Below are 19,130 nucleotides of genomic sequence, written 5' to 3'. Positions count from 1 at the left end.
GTTTATCAATAAATATTTATTATTTTTACGGCACAATCCAAAATTCATAAAATCATTATGAAAAGAATTTCAATAATATTTCTTCAGGCAGTCATCGTGCTTATAGGCATTGTGGCGCTTACCATTTTGATTCGATTTCCCTTAACTGAAGGAAGAGCCGCAAATTTAGACTTGTTTAGCATTTACTTTGACCCGTTCATTTTGTATGGATATGCAACATCAATCGCTTTTTTTGTTGCGCTATACAAGGCGTTCAAATTACTTGGATATATCGGACAAAACAAAGTATTCTCATCAAATGCTGTTAAGACCTTAAGGAGCATAAAGTATTGTGCAATCGTACTAGGTGTTTTAATTGTGGCAGCAGGACTATACATAAGGATAGCCCATAATAAAGATGACGACCCTGCAGGTTTTCTTGCCATTTGTATCGTGACTACTTTTGTTTCTATCGTAATTGCAACTGCAGCGGCAATATTTGAAAAAATATTGCAAAATGCCATAGATATGAAATCTGAAAATGACTTAACAATTTAAGCTATGCCAATTATTGTAAACTTAGACGTGATGATGGCAAAGCGAAAAATCTCTCTAAATGAACTTTCGGAAAGAGTTGATTTGACATTATCTAACCTTTCAATTTTAAAGACAGGGAAGGCGAAAGCAATTCGTTTTAGCACATTAGACGCAATTTGTAAAGCATTAGGTTGCCAACCGGGCGACATTTTGGAATATGTAAATGACGAAACGAATCGCTAACAAACGGTTTGGCAGCAGTCGACTGATAACGTAGCATAGAAGTGTGCAAGTAGTTAAGATAAGGCTCCTTTTTGTTATATTTAACATGCAATCAGGTGAGTGCTGTTGAAGCACACATGGTGACAATCAAGAAAGCAAAAAATGAAAGTAACTTATCCAACGCCACCGGAAAGGGTTTCAGAATTTGTACAGGGCATTCTTGTCATTGAAAATCATCAAAGTACAAATTTATTTGAACTGCCGTTATTTGCCAACGGGACACCCACACTTCTCTTTCAAACTAAAAAGGGACAATTGAGTACAGGCTCAAACTATTTGACGCTCTTTGGGCAGACTGTATGCCCAGATAAGCTGTTTATCAAAAACGAATTTACACTTATTGCATACTTCCTGAAACCCTACTTATTGCCTTCACTATTTGCTACGGCAGCAAATGAACTAACAGATAATCCTATTGATTTTAATTTACTTTCAATGGGCGCTGGCTTACAAGACCGATTACTCAATGCAGGAACAATAAATGAAATGCTCTCTTTAATTGATGATTTCTTATCGGGTTTGATAGCAAAGGTCAGGGTGGACCAATCCATAATCAAATACGCTGTAGATAAAATTGGTTACAACACTGATAAAAATATTTTAGTTCATATTCAGAACGAACTATGTTTGACGGAAAGGACTTTTCAGCGGATGTTTGAGAGATATATTGGTGTTTCGCCAAATCAGTTCCGGAGAATTATTCAGTTCAATAAATCATTTCAACAACTCAACAACCGGAGCTTTAAAAAATTGTCAGATATTTCATTGGATAATGGTTATGCAGATCAAAATCACTATATCAGGTCATTTAAAGAATTCACCAACATTACACCAACGAATTATTTAAATTCTATCCAGACAGTATCGTAGTATTCATTTTGTCGGGTTTGTTCTATTTTGATATTATTATTATAGAGAACTTAGTCTCAAAAAAGACATGCGAAAACTAATAGTTACACAATGGGTTTCGTTGGACGGTATTTTCGATGGAAATTCCATGAATAAATGGTGGATGCCATTTGACAGCCCGAGTCGTCAACACTACATTCAGGACACGATCAATAATTGCGAAATTATGCTCTATGGAAGAAAGACCTATGAAATGCTTTATCCTTACTGGTCTTCTTTCAAACATGACGAGCAGGGCGTTGCAGACAAATTGAACAGGGGGAAAAAATATGTCGTGTCGTCAAATCTTAAGAAGGCGCCTTGGGAAAATACAACTATTCTCAACAACGATTTTATCCGGGAAGTTGAAAAACTAAAAAGAGAGGATGGGGGATATATCCTGGTGCAGGGAAGCTCTTCTCTTTTAAAACCTTTGCTGGAAGGCGGTCTGGTTGATGAGTTGCGATTATTGGTCAATCCGGCCATTATAGGAACTGGTGAGCGGCTTTTTTTAGAATATATAAATATCAATTTAGCATTTATCAGGTTTCAACAGTTAGACAAGAATGTAGTTCTCCTGATCTATCATCCAACAAAAAATGCCGGAACATGAGATCTCAGGATCCGAACCTCAATCTCCTTGGTAAACAATGGAGTAACGAATCATTTAATACTTGTTGGACAATTCCTGAAACGAAAAAACCTGCTACCAGAGCAGGTTTTTAAAAAAGTGTAGAATATGGTCGGGGCGGCAGGATTCGAACCTGCGACCTCCTGCTCCCAAAGCAGGCGCGATACCGGGCTACGCTACGCCCCGTCATCACATATTGCATTGTGCTGTGAATCGGGATGCAAATGTAGGGATTAAATTCACAAATCCAAATTCTGTTAGCATAAAATATAGCGTCACTTTTATATATTCTACTTCAAACCCGGACATATGGACACCCAACTTCCAACTTTTATCAAAGGATTGCAATGGGTAAGTGAAGAGAAGTAAGGAGTTTGGAATAATTCTCCGCTTTTTCGTTTTCTCCCAATCCTGCATGGCCAAGCTTTATCAAATACAAACAATGTATTTGATTCCGTTTATTCAGATCGTCATCAAAAATTTGAAAATCGGGTAATGAAACAGCAAAATAATCGAGCTTTATATCATCATTCAAATGTGCTTCTCCATATTGGATCAGCTTACTAAAACGTTGACGGGCTTCCTCTTTTTTGCCTAACTCCAGCAAAGCCAGGCCCTGAAAATAAATAGTATCCGGCTTCTGATCATTGTAGAAAAACACCTGGGCTGGCTCGCTTAATCCTTTTGTAGCTTTTTCAAACCAGGCTGTTGCTTTTTCGTTTTCCCCTAATCCTTTGTAGCCACATCCTTTGTAGTAATGGATCTCATTTTCCATTATCCCAGGCAATTTACCTTCCCCTAAATTATGCGGGTAGTTGTCTGTGCATGCCAAAAAAGAAAGTGCCTGTTTATAATCTTTAACTTTCAAAGCATCCTTCGCCAAAGCAATATGGCAAAACAAAAACTGTCCCGTTACTTTCCCTTCACCACCTTCCCAGGGATGAAACTTCCTGTCAGCAATTAATTGCCTGGCCTGTTCATATCCGCCTAAAGAATTATAGAGGGTTATTCTTTCCAGATACAGATCATCCCTGCTCATCACCAGATCAAGGTACTGTTCCAGCAATGCCAATCTTTTTGCAAACGGACGGTTTATTTTTTTGTACAATTGGTCGAGCTCCATCAATACACGTGCATCAGTAGTATCTAATTGAAACGCTTTTTCCAATGCGTGCAATGCTTTATCCGGTTGCAGCGATTTATTGTAATAGGCCAATGCCAGATTACGGTGTGCGGTAGGAAACTCACCATCCAGTTCAACAGAACGTTCCCAGCTGGCAATGGCATCGGTATACTCTTTCCGGGCATACAGAAAATTGCCCAGGTAATAATGGGCTTTAGCATCGCCCGCATTATATTCAATAGCTGTTTGTAAAGCCAGCAGCGCATCTACCTGGTTGGGGAAACAGCCGGCAGGATTAGCCCTGGCTGCCCTGTCAAAGTATGCTTTCGCTTCAGTGCAGTTACCCATCTTTACATTAAACCATCCTAAAAAATAAACGGCCATCGGGTATACTTGTTCCGCCTGCGCTGTTTCATCCACCCCTATCTGTAAAAAGGAAACAGCTTCACTGTATAGTCCACACCAAAAATAATCCAGTGAGTATTCAATATAGTTGTGTATGTTTTTTCGTTGAATAGTTTTTATTTCCTGTAACCATCTTTCCGCTTCACCAGGATTAATATCTTTATTCAATAAATATTTTTCATAGTAGCACCCGATGTTGAAGCCGTCTATTTGCAAAGAAGCTTCAGCAACAGCCATCGCTTCCTTGCCGCGATTCAATTTACGGAGAAGTGCAACTTTTAAATGTCTTGCCTTATGGTGATGCCAATTACGGATAAGTGAGCGATCCACCAATTCCAATGCTTCTTCAAAATTATTTTTAGCACAAGCTATCTGGGCCAATGCAAAATATCCATTATCCTGCCATGCCGCATTCCATACCGCTTTATACAACACATCAAATGACTCATCCAATCTGCCCTGGAATTGCAGGCACCTGCCTAAATTGTACAAGGCTTCACCATCATAAGGATTAGGATTTCTTTGTGTAATGGTATCAATCGCCTTTCTAAAATAATTTTCAGCTGCTTCAAACTTACCACGACGAAGCAGTAATAATCCCATGGCATTGTTGCACCGCACATCACCGGGTTCTCTCTTCAGTGCTTCTCTATAATAATCATCGGCACAATAGGTGGCATGACGGTATTGCTCTATGTGCAATCCGGTTAAATACAATTGCTCAATACTTGTAGTATCCTGGGGGGAAGTAGCTGCTACGGCTGCATCCGGAATGGCTTTCTCTTTATATAACTCCGGCTGATAGGTGACCAGTATTTTACCATGCTCCGTTTTTAATATAACACTCAATTCATGTTCCGGAATACTATGTATGTCTATACTTGTTGAAAAGGTGCATTCCGGCGAAATGATGATCCGTGCTTCAAACAAGGTAACTTCTCCATGTTTTAATTGCACCAATGCATGCTCATACAAAGCAGTGGTATAACAGATGATAGTGGCCATTCCATCTTTCACCGTTAAATTCACCAATGCATCTTTAGTCGCATTTTTCACCATACCTACTTCACTATAGGGCATAAAATATTGCACAAAAGATTTCTCCTCATGGGGCATCAGCCAGGAGAAGTCGGGCTGGTTATCGCAATACATCCCCGTCATTAATTCAATATACGGGCCGTCTTCGTCGGTTAAATTCCTGTCCCAGGCCTTTCCGAAATCGCCATTTCCCCAGGTCCATTGTTTTTTTCCGGTTGATACATGATGATTAGCCACATGCAATAATCCACCTTTGCTATCATGTTCATAACCTCCTACAAAGTCGTACTTGCTTTTAACCGCCATGTAAGAAGTGGGTACAGGAATATTTTTATAGAAAGAAATATCGGTACCGGGTGAATAATCAACTTTATAATAAGTACCCGTTGCGATGGGGAAATCTGAAACATCCCGCTTGCCATGATCGAACACTGCATTTACATCCGGTGGAAAAACAGACTGATAGTCATCGTTTACATTTACAGCAGGATTAGCCCACCATAAAAACGTTTGAGGAAAAGGTGTACGGTTATAGAGTTGCGCCTTTACTTCGAGATAGGCTTTATCAGGATAAAGCGTAAACCCCGCCATTCCCTTGGTGCCGAACATACGTTCCACTTCGTTTACCCAAACCGTACAACTACCATCTTCATTTTTTTTCAAACGGAAATCAACAGGCTCATAAGTACTGGGGCGATGATGTTGCGGCCAGTTAAACTCAATACCACCACTGATCCACGGACCCGTTAAACCCACCAGCGCCGGTTTTATTACCTGGTTGTAATAAACAAAGTGGCGTTGTTTTACTTTATCAAAAGCCATTTGCACACGACCTCCCAGTTCGGGCAAAATCATGATCTTTAAATACTTGTTCTCTAAAAAAACAGCCCTGTATTTTTGCTCAATTTTCTCATCATATATCTTTTCAATAACCGGGTTCGGATATACGGTACCACTACTTCCCTGATACACCCTCTTTTCCAGGAACAAAGGGTTCTTTTCCGGCTTACCAACAGGGTAGGTTGGTATAATCACTTCCTCTTCCCAGATTTCTACAATTGACACTTCCTTCATTTTTTCTTTTAAAACACCAATAAAAAATTCGCCTTCATCATTTCTTAACTATTTCGTTCATCAAATCCGCTTCAATTTCCTCCAATGACTTACCCTTTGTTTCGTGTACTTTAAAATAAATAAGGATAAATCCGGCTAAGCAAATTGCGGCATACACATAAAATGTATTTTGGACTCCGCCCACCAATTTGGTAAGGATGGGGAAAGTGAAGGTGAGTACGAAATAAGCCGCCCATAAGCTCATGATGGCGATTGATGAGGCAGCATCACGGACTTTGTTTGGAAATATTTCGGAAATAAGCACCCATGTTATAGGTGCAAGTGTTGTGGCATACAAACCAATAGCTGCGAGCAGAAAAATCGCAGCAGCAGTAGCTGACCTGGCACCAAGTACGATTGCAATAATGATATATAAAACACAAAGCCCGCCTGCCCCCAAAAGCATCAGTGGCTTCCGGCCCAGTTTATCAACTAATAGTATCGCCAATAAAGTGAACACCAAATTCACGCCACCGATAAAAACAGTTTGCAGCAATTGATCATCCTGACTGGCACCAATGCTCGCAAAAATATTTGAGGTATAATTAAACACCACATTTATTCCGCAAAATTGTTGAAATACGGCCAGGCCAATCCCTAACAATACTGCGGTGACAAACGGTTTTTTTAATGCTGCAGCATAGTTCATTTTGACAACTCCTGTTAAAGATTGCTTAATAGAAACTGTGCAGGCATCAACGTAATTTTGATCGCCGATCGCAGATAAAATTTTTCTGGCCTTATCATCTTTGTTATTCTTAAATAACCATTGTGGACTTTCGGGTAAAAAACATACGCCGATAAAGAATATAACAGAGGGCAATACACCTGAGCCAAACATCCAGCGCCATGCATCTACGCCATGGTTACGTAAAGAATAATTTACAAGGGAGGTAAACAGAATACCTAATACAATGGTGAGTTGATAAATGGAAACCATACGGCCCCGGACCTGTGGTGGCGATACTTCGGCTATAAACATAGGCGCCAGCATAGATGCCATACCCACGCCAAGCCCTGCACAAAAACGGAAAAATATAAATGAGGAAAGTCCCGGTGCTAATGCCATGCCCGCAGAGGACCATGCAAAAATAAAGGCAGACAGCAGCAAAGCAGGTCTTCGCCCGTATTTCTCCGAGGTTCTGGCAGCAATAAAACAACCGGAGATACACCCTAATGCCAGGCAGCCAGTGGTAAACCCTTCCCAATATTCATTTAATCCAAACTGATCTCTTAAAAAAGGTAAGGCGCCGGAAATGACGGCAAAATCAAACCCAAATAAATAACCACCCATAGCAGCTATCAGCGAAAGCCTGAACAGATAAAAATTATTTATTTTACCAGAAGGCGTATTGTCAGAAACATTTTCGTTGAAAGTGGAAGCTGCCATACTAAAATTTCAATTTGTAATTAACCTGGGATAAAATTAGCGCAACTACCAACAGTATGAAATAGACAAAAATCGGAAAACATAGACTATATTACGATTCCTGTTATTTTTGAATATCTTCTGTGAACAAGATAAATTTAAAAACACCTGCTTTATTAATTCGCATATGGCAGGGCATATACCTTCCTGTGCTACGTCAAAAGATATCCAGTCTCCTGGTGAAAGTATGCCAGTGAATGATAACAGATTGTCTGTTTCTAAACCAATAGTGCTTTTGTATGATGAAGGAAATACATAAAAAAAGAGATGGGTTCGTAGGGCAAAAAGCCATCGTACTACCTGCACTCATAAATAAAAATGAAACTGATCCCATCCTTCAAAATTTGATGATCACAGATATTGGCTATTACCCGAATGCACATGACCATTACAGAAGCAGGGCCAAAGGAATTGATGAGCATATTTTCATTTATTGTGTTAATGGCAATGGCAGGTGTAAAATGGGAGGTAAGGAATATCAAATCAAGAATGACGAATATTTAATTATACCTGCTAACAAACAACATGTATATGCCGCTGACAAAAACAACCCATGGACTATATACTGGCTACATTTTAAAGGCAGTTTTTCCGGGGCAATTGCTCAGGAACTATTTGACAGATTAGAAAAGAAAAGTAACAATATTCATTATAGCGAAAAGAGGATTAAAGTTTTTGATGAGCTATTCGACAATCTGGAAAGAGGTACAGCAAAACAAAATCTCGCTTTCATAAGCCTGAGCCTTAGCTATTTTCTATCTTCATTCTTATACCAGGAATGTTTCAATCTTAACGAAACTACGCAAGTTAAAGACAACCCTATCGAGCTATCCATTTCGCATATGAAACAAAAGATAGAGATACTTTTAAGTTTAAATGCTTTAGCCGAAATCGCCAACCTTTCCCCATCACACTACTCCTATCTTTTCAAACAACACACCGGTTATTCCCCCATAGAGTATTTTAATCGCCTCAAGATCCAGAAGGCCTGTCAATGGCTTCAATTTACAGAACTACATATCAATGAGGTCAGCTATAAGCTGGGTATAAATGATGTCTTTTATTTTTCCAGGCTGTTTAAGAAAATAATGGGCACTTCTCCTAAACATTACCGGCTGAAATGGAAGCCACAAGGGGCATAAGTTCTCTTTACTGTAAAGCATATTGCAAAATCTGATCTGGTCATAATAAACAAAACTGCATCTGTTTTAATCCAGGATATTATCTGAATTTTACCCTTTCTAAATTCATCCTTATCATGAAGATTATAAACGGCACAGCAGCAGACATCGACATTATATTCAGTCTGTATGATGCAGGAACCAGTTATCAGAAGCAGATAGCCCAAAAGCATTGGCTGGGTTTCGACCGGGCATTGATAGAAAATGAAATCAGTGAAAACCGGTTATGGAAAATTATGGTAGATAACCAGGTAACAGGTGTTTTCTCTATCGCCTTTACGGATCCGTGTATCTGGAAAGAAAAGGATAAAGATCCCGCGATATATATTCATCGCATTGCTACGCATCCCGATTTCCGCGGAAACAGTTATGTGAAACATATTATAAACTGGGTAAAAGAATATGCTGCCAGTCACGACAAATATTTTATCAGAATGGATACCGGTAGTGGCAACGAAAAATTGAATAATTACTATGTCAGTTGCGGCTTTACTTACCTGGGAATTATCGAAACGGATGATTCGGATGAATTGCCGGCACATTACCGGGGAGGTACTTCCAGCTTGTTTGAAATACAGCTATAGGGGATCACTTACATTCCCACGCACAAAAAAACCGCATCATTGCTGATGCGGTCTTTTTATTACTAAGTCGGGGCGGCAGGATTCGAACCTGCGACCTCCTGCTCCCAAAGCAGGCGCGATACCGGGCTACGCTACGCCCCGAAAACCCTTCTTAGTCCACGTTTTCCGTTTTTTGGGAAGCTCTTGTAGCCATCCCTTTCTTCAATTGTGGAGTGCAAATGTAGGGATAAGTTTGAGATAAAAACAAATTTTCAGTGTTTTTTTTCTGCCAAATATTATAAATAACAATAAAACACAATACCATACTGCATTTCATGGGGTTTGGCTATTATAATAAAAATATCCGTGGAGCTGAATCCACGGACATTTTTATGCTTTTCACCTTAACAGCGGCCAGCAAAAGATACTTGCTAACGAAGGATATGTTTAGTCCAGCCATTATAACGATTCTATAGAATATCTGGTAGACCGCTCCTTTCTATCGTATTCAGACACCATTACATGTCCATCTTTTGCAGGGTAAGTGCTTTTAGCGTCAGAAGAAACAACTGCATAAAAACCGTTGTTATCATACATCGAAAATGGCGCCCTTACATAAAAAAGGGACAAACCATACCGATGATGATCTGTCCCTCTTTGGCAGGGGTGATGAATCAAATGCAAACCCTATTGTACTATAATCTTCCCCTTCATTACCGGATGAATAGAACAGAAGTAGTCAGCACTTTGTGTTACAATCAACGACCATGATTCGTTAACAGGTAATGGCGCTGATGTCCAGGCTTTATTTACTTCTTCTGTAATATCATGCGTTACCATATCATGATTTATAAATACCACCTTATCTCCTTTATGAACTGTTAGCTCAGCCGGGGTAAATTTCATTCCTGCTATTTCAACAGTATCTGTTTTTGGTGTAGTTGCTTCCGTCGCTGTACTTGTTTTATTATGGTCGCCGGATCCGCAGCTATACAGGAAGAACAGGGCGCAGCCTGCAAAAAGGCCGGTCTTAAATACCAGGCAAAACGATTTCATTTACTTGAAGTTTTTTTGCACCATTTCAGCATGCTCCAGATGCGCTTTCAGTGCAGGTACCACATCCTGTAATAATTTTTTCAGTTCTGCATTCTCCGCTTCCGGTATTAACAGGCCTTCTACAGCACCGATGACCGCTTTATGATAAGCCACTTCGTTGTCTATATAGGCTTTGTTGAATGCTTCACCGGATTTTCCATTCAGCGTTTTCTTTGTCTTCGCTGCATCAGAAAGCAACTGCCTGCTTACGCTATTATCTTTAGGTGTAACGCCCAGTTTCGTAACAAGTGCAACAGCTTTAGCAATAATAGCTTTATGATCCCTGGCCATTGTTTCAGCAAACTTCAACACTTCTGCATTCTTTGATTTCTTCGCGGCAATTTCAGCATAGCTGATATCAATCTGGTTTGCTACCACAGCCACAGAAGCCACTTCAGGATCGGTTAACTTCGGATTTCCCTGTGCAAAAACCTGCGCTGAAAGCAACAGGGAACAAATAATAGTGCTAGGCGCCCATAGGGCAAATGTCTTGTTCATTTTCATCATTTTAATTGATTATAATGATTAGAGTAATTAAAAGGAAAATGGTTACAAAAAAAGACAGCTATTTTATTTCTCAAAAATCACGGCATCGGGTTTTGCGCCCCGGCTTGTTAACACCTCGCTGATACTGGTGATCATTTTATCCGGTCCGCAGATATAAAAGTGCCGGGTATAATCATCAATATGTATTCCCAGAAAAGTTTCGTCTATGAAATCGTGTAGATAGGTCCCTCCGTTTTCTGATGTCAGTACATAGACGGCATTATCTCCCAGCATCGCAGATAATTCCTTTTCATAAATAATATCAGCGGGTGTTTTATTGGAGAAGAACAATTTATTATTACCTAATTTATTGTCTTTATAAAGTTGTCTGAGTATAGCGATAAAAGGCGTAATACCGGCGCCCCCTGCAATAAAAAATCCTTCACCGGTATATTCAATCGCTCCCCATGCTTCATCGATAATTAATTCATCACCAATTTTCAAGTGCCTGATTTCTCCGGTCACACCCGGATGATCAGTATAGCATTTAATGGTAAATTCCAGGTAAGGATCATCATTGAGAGAGGTAAATGTAAAAGAACGCTTTTCCGCTTCCCAGCCAGGTTTATTAATCGCTACTTCTGTAGCTTGTCCGGGTATAAAACTGTAGCCGGCCGGTTTTTCAATCCTGATGCATCTTACATCGTGTGTAACTTCTGTTATTGACAAAACTTTTAAAACAAATTCCATAGCAATTATTGATCTAAAGATTTAATAAACTCATAAACTCTTTTCGTTTTTCCGGTTGCAGAAACTGACCATGAAAACTGGATGTAACTGTTGTACTGCCTGTATCCCTGATACCTCTTGACGCCACACACAGATGTTCCGCATTGATGATAACGGCAACGTCTTCAATACCCATTTCCTTTTTCATGTATGCTGCTATCTGAATAGTTAAACGCTCCTGTACCTGCGGACGTTTGGAAAAATAGTGTACGATCCTGTTCAGTTTTGACAACCCAATCACTTCATGATGTGAGATATAGCCTACATGGGCCTTTCCGATGATAGGAACAAAATGATGTTCGCAATAGGAATACACAGGGATATTTCTCTCAATTAAAATTTCGTTGTAATTAAAATCGTTCTTAAAACGCGTAATTTCCGGTGCATTGGCAGGATCAAGTCCGCTGAATATTTCCTTCACATACATTTTAGCTACCCGTTGTGGTGTATCCTTCAAACTATCATCTTCCATATCCAGGCCCAGGATCAGCATAATGTCCCTGAATTTTTCTTCGATCAGTTTTATTTTCTGCCCCTCTGTCAGATGCTGGTATTTTTTGGTTAGTATGCTATCTGCCATGAGTTTATCTATGACAGCACTCCCGTTGCCATTCTCTTTTTCTTTTAATAATTCCACCTGCTTAAGATTTAATGAGATTAAGGATTAAACCAGTTTTGTAGTGACCAGCGGGGATTCATTTGTCCGACGCTTATAATTAGAGTAAAAAAGAGGGATTTGGTTACAAAAAAGAGCGCATTTTTTGTAACCGCCGGGAAAAGGCTCATATCTATCAACAAAAAAGCCTTCAAACGTACTGTTTAAAGGCTTTCTATTCTCTATGGGAAGAGAGATCTTACAAGATAATTAAAGCTTCGACTGAAATTTATATTCTCCTGACTGCACCTGCAATACCGCATATTGCCCATCCATTTTCAGGAAAGTGATTCCCGCTGCAGACCGTACAGCCATGCCGCCTTCCGTAATATTATTTACATCATTGGTGGGTACATACACATTCGCCATCGTATTTACGGGAATAGTGATATTCATTTCTACAACATCGTTCTTCTTTTCCCACTGGCTTACAATGGTACCATACAACGACGCTGTTGTTGCATTTACAAATTTCAAATCTCCTACTACAGCAGGTTTAATAATGAAAGACTGATAGCCTGGATGTGCCGGATCAGGACGAATACCACCTAACCCCTTCATAAACCAGGATGCGATACCTGTGTAACAGGTATGAATTTTACTCGCAACATCTACATCCCAGTACTCAGGCCATGTAGTTTCGCCTCTTTTTATAAAATAGCCATAGCCAGGTTCTGTTGTTTTGGATAGATGCTCAAAAAGAATATCATTTCGTCCGGCATCTTCAATCAGGTATTTTAATAAGACCGGTAACCCCGAACTGCCCATATCAAGATAGGGTTTGTTCAACCTGATCTCCTGCTCGAAATTGGCATACACCATAGGCACCAGATGCGCGGGCGTAATATTGGTGTGCATTGGAAATGCCTGCTGTACCTGTTGCCCGCTCATGTAAGTATTGGTAGCCGGATTAAAAAACTGCGAATGGATTTCTTTTTTTAGTTCCAGGGATCGTTGCGCGTACAATTCAGCATCCGCCGTTTCGCCCAAAAGGCGGGCGATTTGCACGAAAGTGTCCAGGTTCATGACGTATACACAATTGTTGAAAAAAAGCGCCTCTGGTGTACCTCCTTTCTCCTGCCGGTGGCCGGGAGCAGCCCAGTCACCAAGGAATGTACCCCATTCACTGCTATACGACCTTAAAAGCCCGTCTGACTCCTTGGATTTCAGGAACTCCAGCCATCTTTTACCCGTTGGGTAAACATTGCGCAACAGTTGTTTATCTCCATAAGTCTGATAAAATTCCCAGCTGATATTAAGTGGAGCACTGCTCCACATAGGTCCTCCATAGTGTTCATTGATCTGTGGTGCGGTATGATGAATCCAACCGTTTTCTTCCTGCACATCACACCAGTCACGTACAAGCTTGGTATAAAAAGCGCCCGTCTGATAATTTGGCAACCCACATCCCCAGGCAGTGGCAAAGTTTTCTTCACCATATCCCAACCTTTCACGATGCGGACAATCGCTGGTAAATCCTTCTATCGTATTTGCCCGGTAAGTCCACAGGTCCATTTCATATATCTTGTTAAACAAATCGTTGGAGGAAGAAAATTGTCCAACACGTTTAAGATCATTCCCAATGGCAAAGCAAGTGATATCCGATAGTTCCGGTTTTTGTTTCAGCCCTTCAATGGTAATATACCTGCCGGCTATATAGTTAAACCGGTTTTTAAATACTTCTTCCGGATTTCCGTTACTTACAAATTCGCTCTGCTGCCCGAAATCCTGTACTGCGTCAAGACCATCGGCCACTTTTATGATGACCCTATCTCCGGCAGACAGTTGCTTCATTTTTATTTCTGCCCAACCTGTAAAATTGATACCCATATCTATCCTGTAAGGACCGGTTCCGGTGATTTCTTTTGCGGGAATAGTTTCTATAACACGGGTAGGCGCTATTATCTGGGAAGATAACACGGCTTCAATAACAGTACTGGCTGCGGGCTTCCATTGTGTATCATCAAAATCAACCTTATTCCAACCGGGAATATAGGCAGCGGCATCAATTTTTTCACCGCCGTTATTATCATACTTTGTACTGCCGGTGTTTTCACTGAAACTTGTTTTACATCTCCAGCTTTCATCTGTCGCTATGGTACTGGTTTTACCATCCATTGTTTTAATGGCCAGTTGCACTTTCAGCGCCTGATGTGTTTTAAAATAACCATATCTCGACCAACCAGGCCCGTACCATATTGCAATGGTATTAGCACCGGGCTGCAATAATTTTCTGATATCGTATGTTACATATAAAACACGCTTGTCGAGCCTTGTTAAGGAGGGTGCAAGAATAGTGGTATCAACTTTATGGCCGTTTATATATAGTTCATGATACCCTACAGATGCGAGATACAGGAAGGCAGTATCTACTTTCTCCGCCAGGTCTATATTTTTACGGAACCAGATATGTTTCTCTGCGGCCGCATCCGGATGCTTAATCCATTTCCCGGACCAGTCGCCCGGAAGGAGCAGGCCCATTGAAAAACGGGCAACAGTACTCCAGTCAGAACGCTTCTTATCTTTATCCAGCACCCTTACTTTCCAAAAACATTCCTGTCCGGATGCCAGTTTTTTACCCACCGCCACCAATGCCGATTGCGCCGAAGAAACAAGTCCGCTATCCCATATATCCGCCTGCTCTTTATCCAACAGTGATTTACTGCTGGCCACCAGTACCTGGTACCCTGTTTGCCGCTGCCCCCTGGTCTTGTCTGATAATTTCCATGAAAGCCTTGGTATGGGCGTATCAATTCCCAACGGATCTGTCATGTACTCACATTGCAAATCATATATCTGCATACCTTTCCTTGCGGAACACATGATGTTCGTAATGGCCATCGGCGCCATTACACTGAGCATGGCAGTTGCGCCTGTTTGTTTGATAAAATCTCTTCTTTTCATAGCTATTAATGCTAATGGATAAATTGGACTTTTGTAATAAAAGTTCTGCCAAAAACTAACAAACCTGCACTACTTCCATGTTTAGTAACTTACCTAGTTTTTTAATTTTTGACGCAATATGTGTGACGCCTATAGCGCAATGATGCGCCGGTCCATGGCTGTTCCATTCATTTACAAAGCGGCGTGCACCAATAGAAAATTGATAACGGCTATTGGTATTACCAATTTCTAAAATCGGCCCGGGAACACTTTCCGCTTCTGCACAAAGCAGCATCAATCCATCTCCTGATTTTTTCTCCACTACCGAAAGCAGGGTAACCGGACCATGCTTCACGCTCATCTCCACCGATAAGCCCTTGCCAACTTTTCCATGGTATACCTGTAAGGGTTTCACTTTTGTTTTACCTTCGGAAATAGCAATATGACCGGGGCCATCATGTCCCATGAGTACAACATCAGCCGCAAAATCCATGGCGTAATATTCCGTAAAAGAGCCGCCCACACCAAAACTGTCGAGGATCTTCATGGCCTGGGCATTTTTGATTTCATATTCTCCGGCCACCGGTATTCCATTTGCTGTGAGCAGGGAATTACCTAAAATGATAGAACTGATTGCATCTTCATTTCCTGCATTTCCTGTTCCCATATAATAATACGCCATTGAACCCAGTTTGTAGCCGGTTACTAAACTATCCATGGCAACAGAAGTCCGGGCAGCCCGCCGGAGTTCATACGCTGAACAATCATTCATCACATCAAAAACATCATGGAAGTGTTTTACACGTTCAATAATGGCCGCTTCGCTCACTTCATTTCTCCGGGCGCTCAGTTCATCTACTTCTATTAATTCAAAATGTCCTCCAAAATATTTTGTCTGCATGGTAAGGTCCGTGTAAATATCCAGCATACCACTGTAATAATGCCCCATGCAGCCCATGCGGTTGTAGAACATGGTGTGGGCAACACGGGCAGCCTCAATCCATTCCTGTATTTCCTGCCAGCATTCCGGATCGTTATGCAGCATACCGGTTACCTGGTGAAATGCTATGCCTGTGCGGTTAAACACATTGGCAATCTCCGGTACAGGGCAAGCCGAACAATAGGCCAGCCATTCGCCTGTCATGCTGGTACGGTTGCCCAGCGCATTAAAGTGCTTATAGTCAATGGCAGCTTCCGGCGACAGGTTCAGTATAATAACCGGTACCTTTGCTCTCTGCACAACAGGTAAAACCGTAGCAGACAAAGCATAGGTAGACACGTACAGGAAAATAACATCTACATCTTCGCTACTGAATAATTTTCCGGCAACAAAAGCTTTATCAACATTATCTACCAGGCCGGCATTTATCACGTGCGGGTGAATGATGCTGATACGGTCTTCAATTGTCTGAAGATACCCTTCCAGCCGCTCCTTCAGACCCTCAAACTGCGGCCAGTAGGTATCAAGTCCTATTCCGAAAAGACCAATTTTCATTTCGTTTCTCACCATGATTAAATTTTGATAGCTTACCCTTAAATGTATCTCCTATAAATCGCTGTTTGTGAGCGAATCTGAGATTTTAGTTGTATTTTTTGATATTTGTATCTCCTTCAACATGGAAAAAAATTATCAGAAATATTTACCAACAAGTCCTCATGATGCCAGGTGGGGGCTGCATGTTTTAAATGTAGGATATAGCCATATAAAAAAAGAACAACCCTATCCTTCCAAAGAACATCCGCTGCATCATTATTTTAACTGGTCAAAAGGACGGGTGCTGGATGAGTACCAGATTATCTACATCTCCAGGGGAAAAGGATATTTTGAATCGGCTTCGTGTGAAAGTAAAACAGTAAATGAAGGAGATATTATTTTACTCTTCCCTGGCGAGTGGCATCGGTTTAAGCCTGAGTCCAAAACCGGTTGGGATGAGTTTTGGGTGGGGTGTAAAGGGAATATTATCAGGAATTTAGAAAGCAGGAAATTTATTCATCGAGATACGCCTGTATTACAAGTGGGTATGAGCGAAAGGATCGTATATCTTTTCTCTGAAATAATAGAAAAAACAAAAACGGAGAAGATAGGCTACCAGTTTTATATATCTGGTATCGTTATGCATTTGCTGGGTTTAATACAGTATGAAGTAAAACAATTAAGCTTTAAGCCAAGTGATAATACCGAAAACATTATTACCAAAGCACAGATCCTTTTACGCAACATTATTAGCGATAACACTAAAATGGAAAATGTGGCGGGCGAACTAAACGTAAGTTACGCCTGGTTTAGAAAAGCCTTCAAGCATTACACCGGTATTTCTCCTAAACAATACCTGCTGCAGCTCCGGATTGAAAAAGCAAAAATTATGTTGCCCGATCATTCAAAACCTATAAAGGAAATCGCTTTCGAACTTAACTTCGAAACAGCCAGTTATTTTTCCAAACAGTTTAAGCAAAAAACAGGGATCACACCTGAAGCCTTCAGATCAGACAGGGTTCAAGCCGAAAATGTTAAAGAAAAAAAGAAAAGGCAATAACAGATTTATTGCCTTTTCTTTTTAGTGATTAATAACCATGATTCTGAATAAGCCGACCTTTACTCAGATTGATTTCTGATTGTGGTATGGGGAAAATTTCATTCACACCATCCTGGAAGCCGGAGCCCTTTGGCGTATTATATTTTGTTGCATAAGCCCGTAGCACTGTTCCAGCCCTTCCCTGGCGAACCAATTCGAAGAATCGTTCAAACTCCTGCCCAAATTCTACGCGCTGCTCTTTCCATATTAATTGTCTTAGCTTCACTTTATCTCTTTCCGTCACGTCCGGTAAAACATTGTCACCCTGACGGGCGCGCTTACGCACATCATTCAATGCAGTTAAAGCTTCATCCGTATTACCGTTCTCGTTAGCCGCCTCGGCATACCACAATAAAACTTTACCCAACCGCATGTAAATATCATCCCTGCCTGCGTTGATAGAACCTGATAATTTTTCATATTCCGGTACGTAAGCTTTCTTTGTCAGGTATCCGGTGGTGCTGTTTCCAACATTTCCCACCAACCCATCGGGCATTACATCTCCGTTTTTAAAAACAGTTTGCCATAAGCGGGGATCACCAGGTTCAAATGCATCCACAAAATCCTGTGTAGGTAAATTGAAACCCCAACCATTCCTGGCCCTGCTTGAGAAAACAGTGGTGATGATGTTATTTAACGGAGCTGCGCCCTGATCGTTCAGGAATTTGCCCTGGAAGATATTTTCGGGGCTATTTTCTCCGGCCCGGAGGAACGTAGAAAAGTAGTCGTCGTTTAATGAATACTCATTAGAGGTGATCACTTTACCAAACCATTCTTCCGCCTTCGGATTATCTTTCAGGTAGAGATACACCTTGCCAAGATAAGCCTGGGCAGCGCCTTTGGTGGCACGTCCTCTATCTGCATTTGCATAGTCCTTCGCCAATGGCAGGCCGTCTGCAGCTTCCTGCAGATCTTTTATGATCTGTTCGTATACTTTATCCTTGGGAATACGCTCCAGATCATATTGGGGTAAAGTTGTAGAAAGGATCAATGGAATGTCGCCAAAGGTTTTTACCAGGTTAAAGTAATACCATCCTCTTAAAAATTTGGCTTCCGCCAGGTAACGGCTTTGCAGTGCTGCATCCATTGTGATATTGGGAATATTTTCCAATACCAGGTTAGCACGGCGTATGCCGATATATTGAGAAGACCATGCAAACCTTATCGCATCATTATCCGTAGGGATATTGAATAAAGAAATCTGCTGGGCATATAATTGATCTGACCCCGATTCTCCACCTTTCTCTGTATCATCAGAGGCAACATTTCCTAATACCCAATGCATATACCCCTGGTTGGTCCAGTTATTAAGCGTAATAGGTGCATAGGCCGCATACACTGCCTTTGCGGCATCATCCACCGTTTTGTAAGCCTGCGACACCTCAATCCTGGCCAGCGGTTCTTTATTAAGCGTCTTTTCGCAACCAACTGCCATCCAGCAAAGGGAAATAATTAAATAGAATATACGTTTCATGACTAA

The 19,130-nt window shown here is 40.9% G+C and carries 16 protein-coding genes and 2 tRNA genes; 7 read left to right on the top strand and 11 right to left on the bottom strand.

The genetic code is table 11. The annotated features are described in order from the left end of the window. Positions 1-57: 57 nt before the first annotated feature. From ABQ275_RS00210 to ABQ275_RS00195, 4 genes are all read left to right on the top strand, one after another. Positions 58-537, top strand: coding sequence for a DUF2975 domain-containing protein (locus ABQ275_RS00210; RefSeq protein WP_349316242.1), 480 nt, complete (start codon positions 58-60; stop codon positions 535-537). A gap of 3 nt (positions 538-540) precedes the next feature. Beyond that, a complete protein-coding gene (locus ABQ275_RS00205; RefSeq protein WP_349316241.1) occupies positions 541-759 on the top strand; it encodes a helix-turn-helix transcriptional regulator in 219 nt (72 codons plus the stop codon). 141 nt (positions 760-900) lie between these two features. Continuing rightward, positions 901-1,668, top strand: a complete 768-nt coding sequence (locus tag ABQ275_RS00200) for a helix-turn-helix domain-containing protein (RefSeq protein WP_349316240.1) — start codon at positions 901-903, stop codon at positions 1,666-1,668. Positions 1,669-1,735: 67 nt separating this feature from the next. Further along, a complete protein-coding gene (locus tag ABQ275_RS00195) occupies positions 1,736-2,299 on the top strand; it encodes a dihydrofolate reductase family protein (protein ID WP_349316239.1) in 564 nt (187 codons plus the stop codon). Between the two features lie 127 nt (positions 2,300-2,426). Here the strand turns inward: ABQ275_RS00195 and ABQ275_RS00190 are convergent. The 3 genes from ABQ275_RS00190 to ABQ275_RS00180 all read right to left on the bottom strand — a co-directional run bounded on the left by ABQ275_RS00190 (position 2,427) and on the right by ABQ275_RS00180 (position 7,386). Next, positions 2,427-2,503 (bottom strand) — tRNA-Pro (locus ABQ275_RS00190). A 148-nt stretch (positions 2,504-2,651) separates the two neighbouring features. Beyond that, entirely contained in the window at positions 2,652-5,957 is a 3,306-nt protein-coding gene (locus ABQ275_RS00185; protein WP_349316238.1) for a DUF5107 domain-containing protein, read from the bottom strand. Positions 5,958-5,994: 37 nt separating this feature from the next. After that, entirely contained in the window at positions 5,995-7,386 is a 1,392-nt protein-coding gene (locus ABQ275_RS00180) for a sugar porter family MFS transporter (protein WP_349316237.1), read from the bottom strand. A gap of 278 nt (positions 7,387-7,664) precedes the next feature. Here ABQ275_RS00180 and ABQ275_RS00175 point away from each other — a divergent pair, with 278 nt between their 5' ends. Further along, the gene (locus tag ABQ275_RS00175) at positions 7,665-8,567 is read left to right on the top strand and encodes a helix-turn-helix domain-containing protein (protein WP_349316236.1); all 903 of its coding nucleotides are present in this window, start codon (positions 7,665-7,667) and stop codon (positions 8,565-8,567) included. 116 nt (positions 8,568-8,683) lie between these two features. Further along, positions 8,684-9,190, top strand: coding sequence for a GNAT family N-acetyltransferase (locus ABQ275_RS00170; RefSeq protein WP_349316235.1), 507 nt, complete (start codon positions 8,684-8,686; stop codon positions 9,188-9,190). Between the two features lie 67 nt (positions 9,191-9,257). Here ABQ275_RS00170 and ABQ275_RS00165 read toward each other — a convergent pair. The 7 genes from ABQ275_RS00165 to ABQ275_RS00135 form a co-directional block, all read right to left on the bottom strand. After that, positions 9,258-9,331, bottom strand: a tRNA-Pro gene (locus ABQ275_RS00165). A 525-nt stretch (positions 9,332-9,856) separates the two neighbouring features. Next, positions 9,857-10,225: a plastocyanin/azurin family copper-binding protein gene (locus ABQ275_RS00160; protein WP_349316234.1), complete on the bottom strand. Its 369-nt coding sequence runs from the start codon at positions 10,223-10,225 to the stop codon at positions 9,857-9,859. Continuing rightward, a complete protein-coding gene (locus ABQ275_RS00155) occupies positions 10,226-10,762 on the bottom strand; it encodes a DUF4142 domain-containing protein (protein ID WP_349316233.1) in 537 nt (178 codons plus the stop codon). Between the two features lie 72 nt (positions 10,763-10,834). Then, entirely contained in the window at positions 10,835-11,500 is a 666-nt protein-coding gene (locus ABQ275_RS00150) for an FAD-binding oxidoreductase (protein ID WP_349316232.1), read from the bottom strand. Positions 11,501-11,513: 13 nt separating this feature from the next. Continuing rightward, a complete protein-coding gene (gene folE / locus ABQ275_RS00145) occupies positions 11,514-12,176 on the bottom strand; it encodes a GTP cyclohydrolase I FolE (RefSeq protein ID WP_349316231.1) in 663 nt (220 codons plus the stop codon). Between the two features lie 228 nt (positions 12,177-12,404). Next, a complete protein-coding gene (locus ABQ275_RS00140) occupies positions 12,405-15,098 on the bottom strand; it encodes a family 78 glycoside hydrolase catalytic domain (RefSeq protein WP_349316230.1) in 2,694 nt (897 codons plus the stop codon). A 55-nt stretch (positions 15,099-15,153) separates the two neighbouring features. After that, entirely contained in the window at positions 15,154-16,587 is a 1,434-nt protein-coding gene (locus ABQ275_RS00135; protein ID WP_349316229.1) for an arabinose isomerase, read from the bottom strand. A gap of 106 nt (positions 16,588-16,693) precedes the next feature. Between ABQ275_RS00135 and ABQ275_RS00130 the strand changes: the two genes are divergently transcribed. Next, the gene (locus ABQ275_RS00130; protein WP_349316228.1) at positions 16,694-17,611 is read left to right on the top strand and encodes an AraC family transcriptional regulator; all 918 of its coding nucleotides are present in this window, start codon (positions 16,694-16,696) and stop codon (positions 17,609-17,611) included. A gap of 28 nt (positions 17,612-17,639) precedes the next feature. Here ABQ275_RS00130 and ABQ275_RS00125 read toward each other — a convergent pair whose 3' ends face one another. Then, positions 17,640-19,124: a RagB/SusD family nutrient uptake outer membrane protein gene (locus ABQ275_RS00125; RefSeq protein ID WP_349316227.1), complete on the bottom strand. Its 1,485-nt coding sequence runs from the start codon at positions 19,122-19,124 to the stop codon at positions 17,640-17,642. Positions 19,125-19,130: the final 6 nt, after the last annotated feature.

Source organism: Chitinophaga sp. MM2321 (assembly GCF_964033635.1).
Taxonomy (GTDB): Bacteria; Bacteroidota; Bacteroidia; order Chitinophagales; family Chitinophagaceae; genus Chitinophaga.
The sequence above is the reverse complement of the archived record's forward strand: the minus strand, read 5'-3'. Positions and strand labels throughout refer to the sequence as shown.

Excerpts from the sequence above, each read along its gene's own strand:
- ABQ275_RS00210 (WP_349316242.1), top strand. The coding sequence starts at position 58 with ATGAAAAGAATTTCAATAATATTTCTTCAGGCAGTCATCGTGCTTATA.
- ABQ275_RS00205 (WP_349316241.1), top strand. The coding sequence starts at position 541 with ATGCCAATTATTGTAAACTTAGACGTGATGATGGCAAAGCGAAAAATC.
- ABQ275_RS00200 (WP_349316240.1), top strand. The coding sequence starts at position 901 with ATGAAAGTAACTTATCCAACGCCACCGGAAAGGGTTTCAGAATTTGTA.
- ABQ275_RS00195 (WP_349316239.1), top strand. The coding sequence starts at position 1,736 with ATGCGAAAACTAATAGTTACACAATGGGTTTCGTTGGACGGTATTTTC.
- ABQ275_RS00185 (WP_349316238.1), bottom strand. The coding sequence starts at position 5,957 with ATGAAGGAAGTGTCAATTGTAGAAATCTGGGAAGAGGAAGTGATTATA.
- ABQ275_RS00180 (WP_349316237.1), bottom strand. The coding sequence starts at position 7,386 with ATGGCAGCTTCCACTTTCAACGAAAATGTTTCTGACAATACGCCTTCT.
- ABQ275_RS00175 (WP_349316236.1), top strand. The coding sequence starts at position 7,665 with ATGATGAAGGAAATACATAAAAAAAGAGATGGGTTCGTAGGGCAAAAA.
- ABQ275_RS00170 (WP_349316235.1), top strand. The coding sequence starts at position 8,684 with ATGAAGATTATAAACGGCACAGCAGCAGACATCGACATTATATTCAGT.
- ABQ275_RS00160 (WP_349316234.1), bottom strand. The coding sequence starts at position 10,225 with ATGAAATCGTTTTGCCTGGTATTTAAGACCGGCCTTTTTGCAGGCTGC.
- ABQ275_RS00155 (WP_349316233.1), bottom strand. The coding sequence starts at position 10,762 with ATGAACAAGACATTTGCCCTATGGGCGCCTAGCACTATTATTTGTTCC.
- ABQ275_RS00150 (WP_349316232.1), bottom strand. The coding sequence starts at position 11,500 with ATGGAATTTGTTTTAAAAGTTTTGTCAATAACAGAAGTTACACACGAT.
- ABQ275_RS00140 (WP_349316230.1), bottom strand. The coding sequence starts at position 15,098 with ATGAAAAGAAGAGATTTTATCAAACAAACAGGCGCAACTGCCATGCTC.
- ABQ275_RS00135 (WP_349316229.1), bottom strand. The coding sequence starts at position 16,587 with ATGGTGAGAAACGAAATGAAAATTGGTCTTTTCGGAATAGGACTTGAT.
- ABQ275_RS00130 (WP_349316228.1), top strand. The coding sequence starts at position 16,694 with ATGGAAAAAAATTATCAGAAATATTTACCAACAAGTCCTCATGATGCC.
- ABQ275_RS00125 (WP_349316227.1), bottom strand. The coding sequence starts at position 19,124 with ATGAAACGTATATTCTATTTAATTATTTCCCTTTGCTGGATGGCAGTT.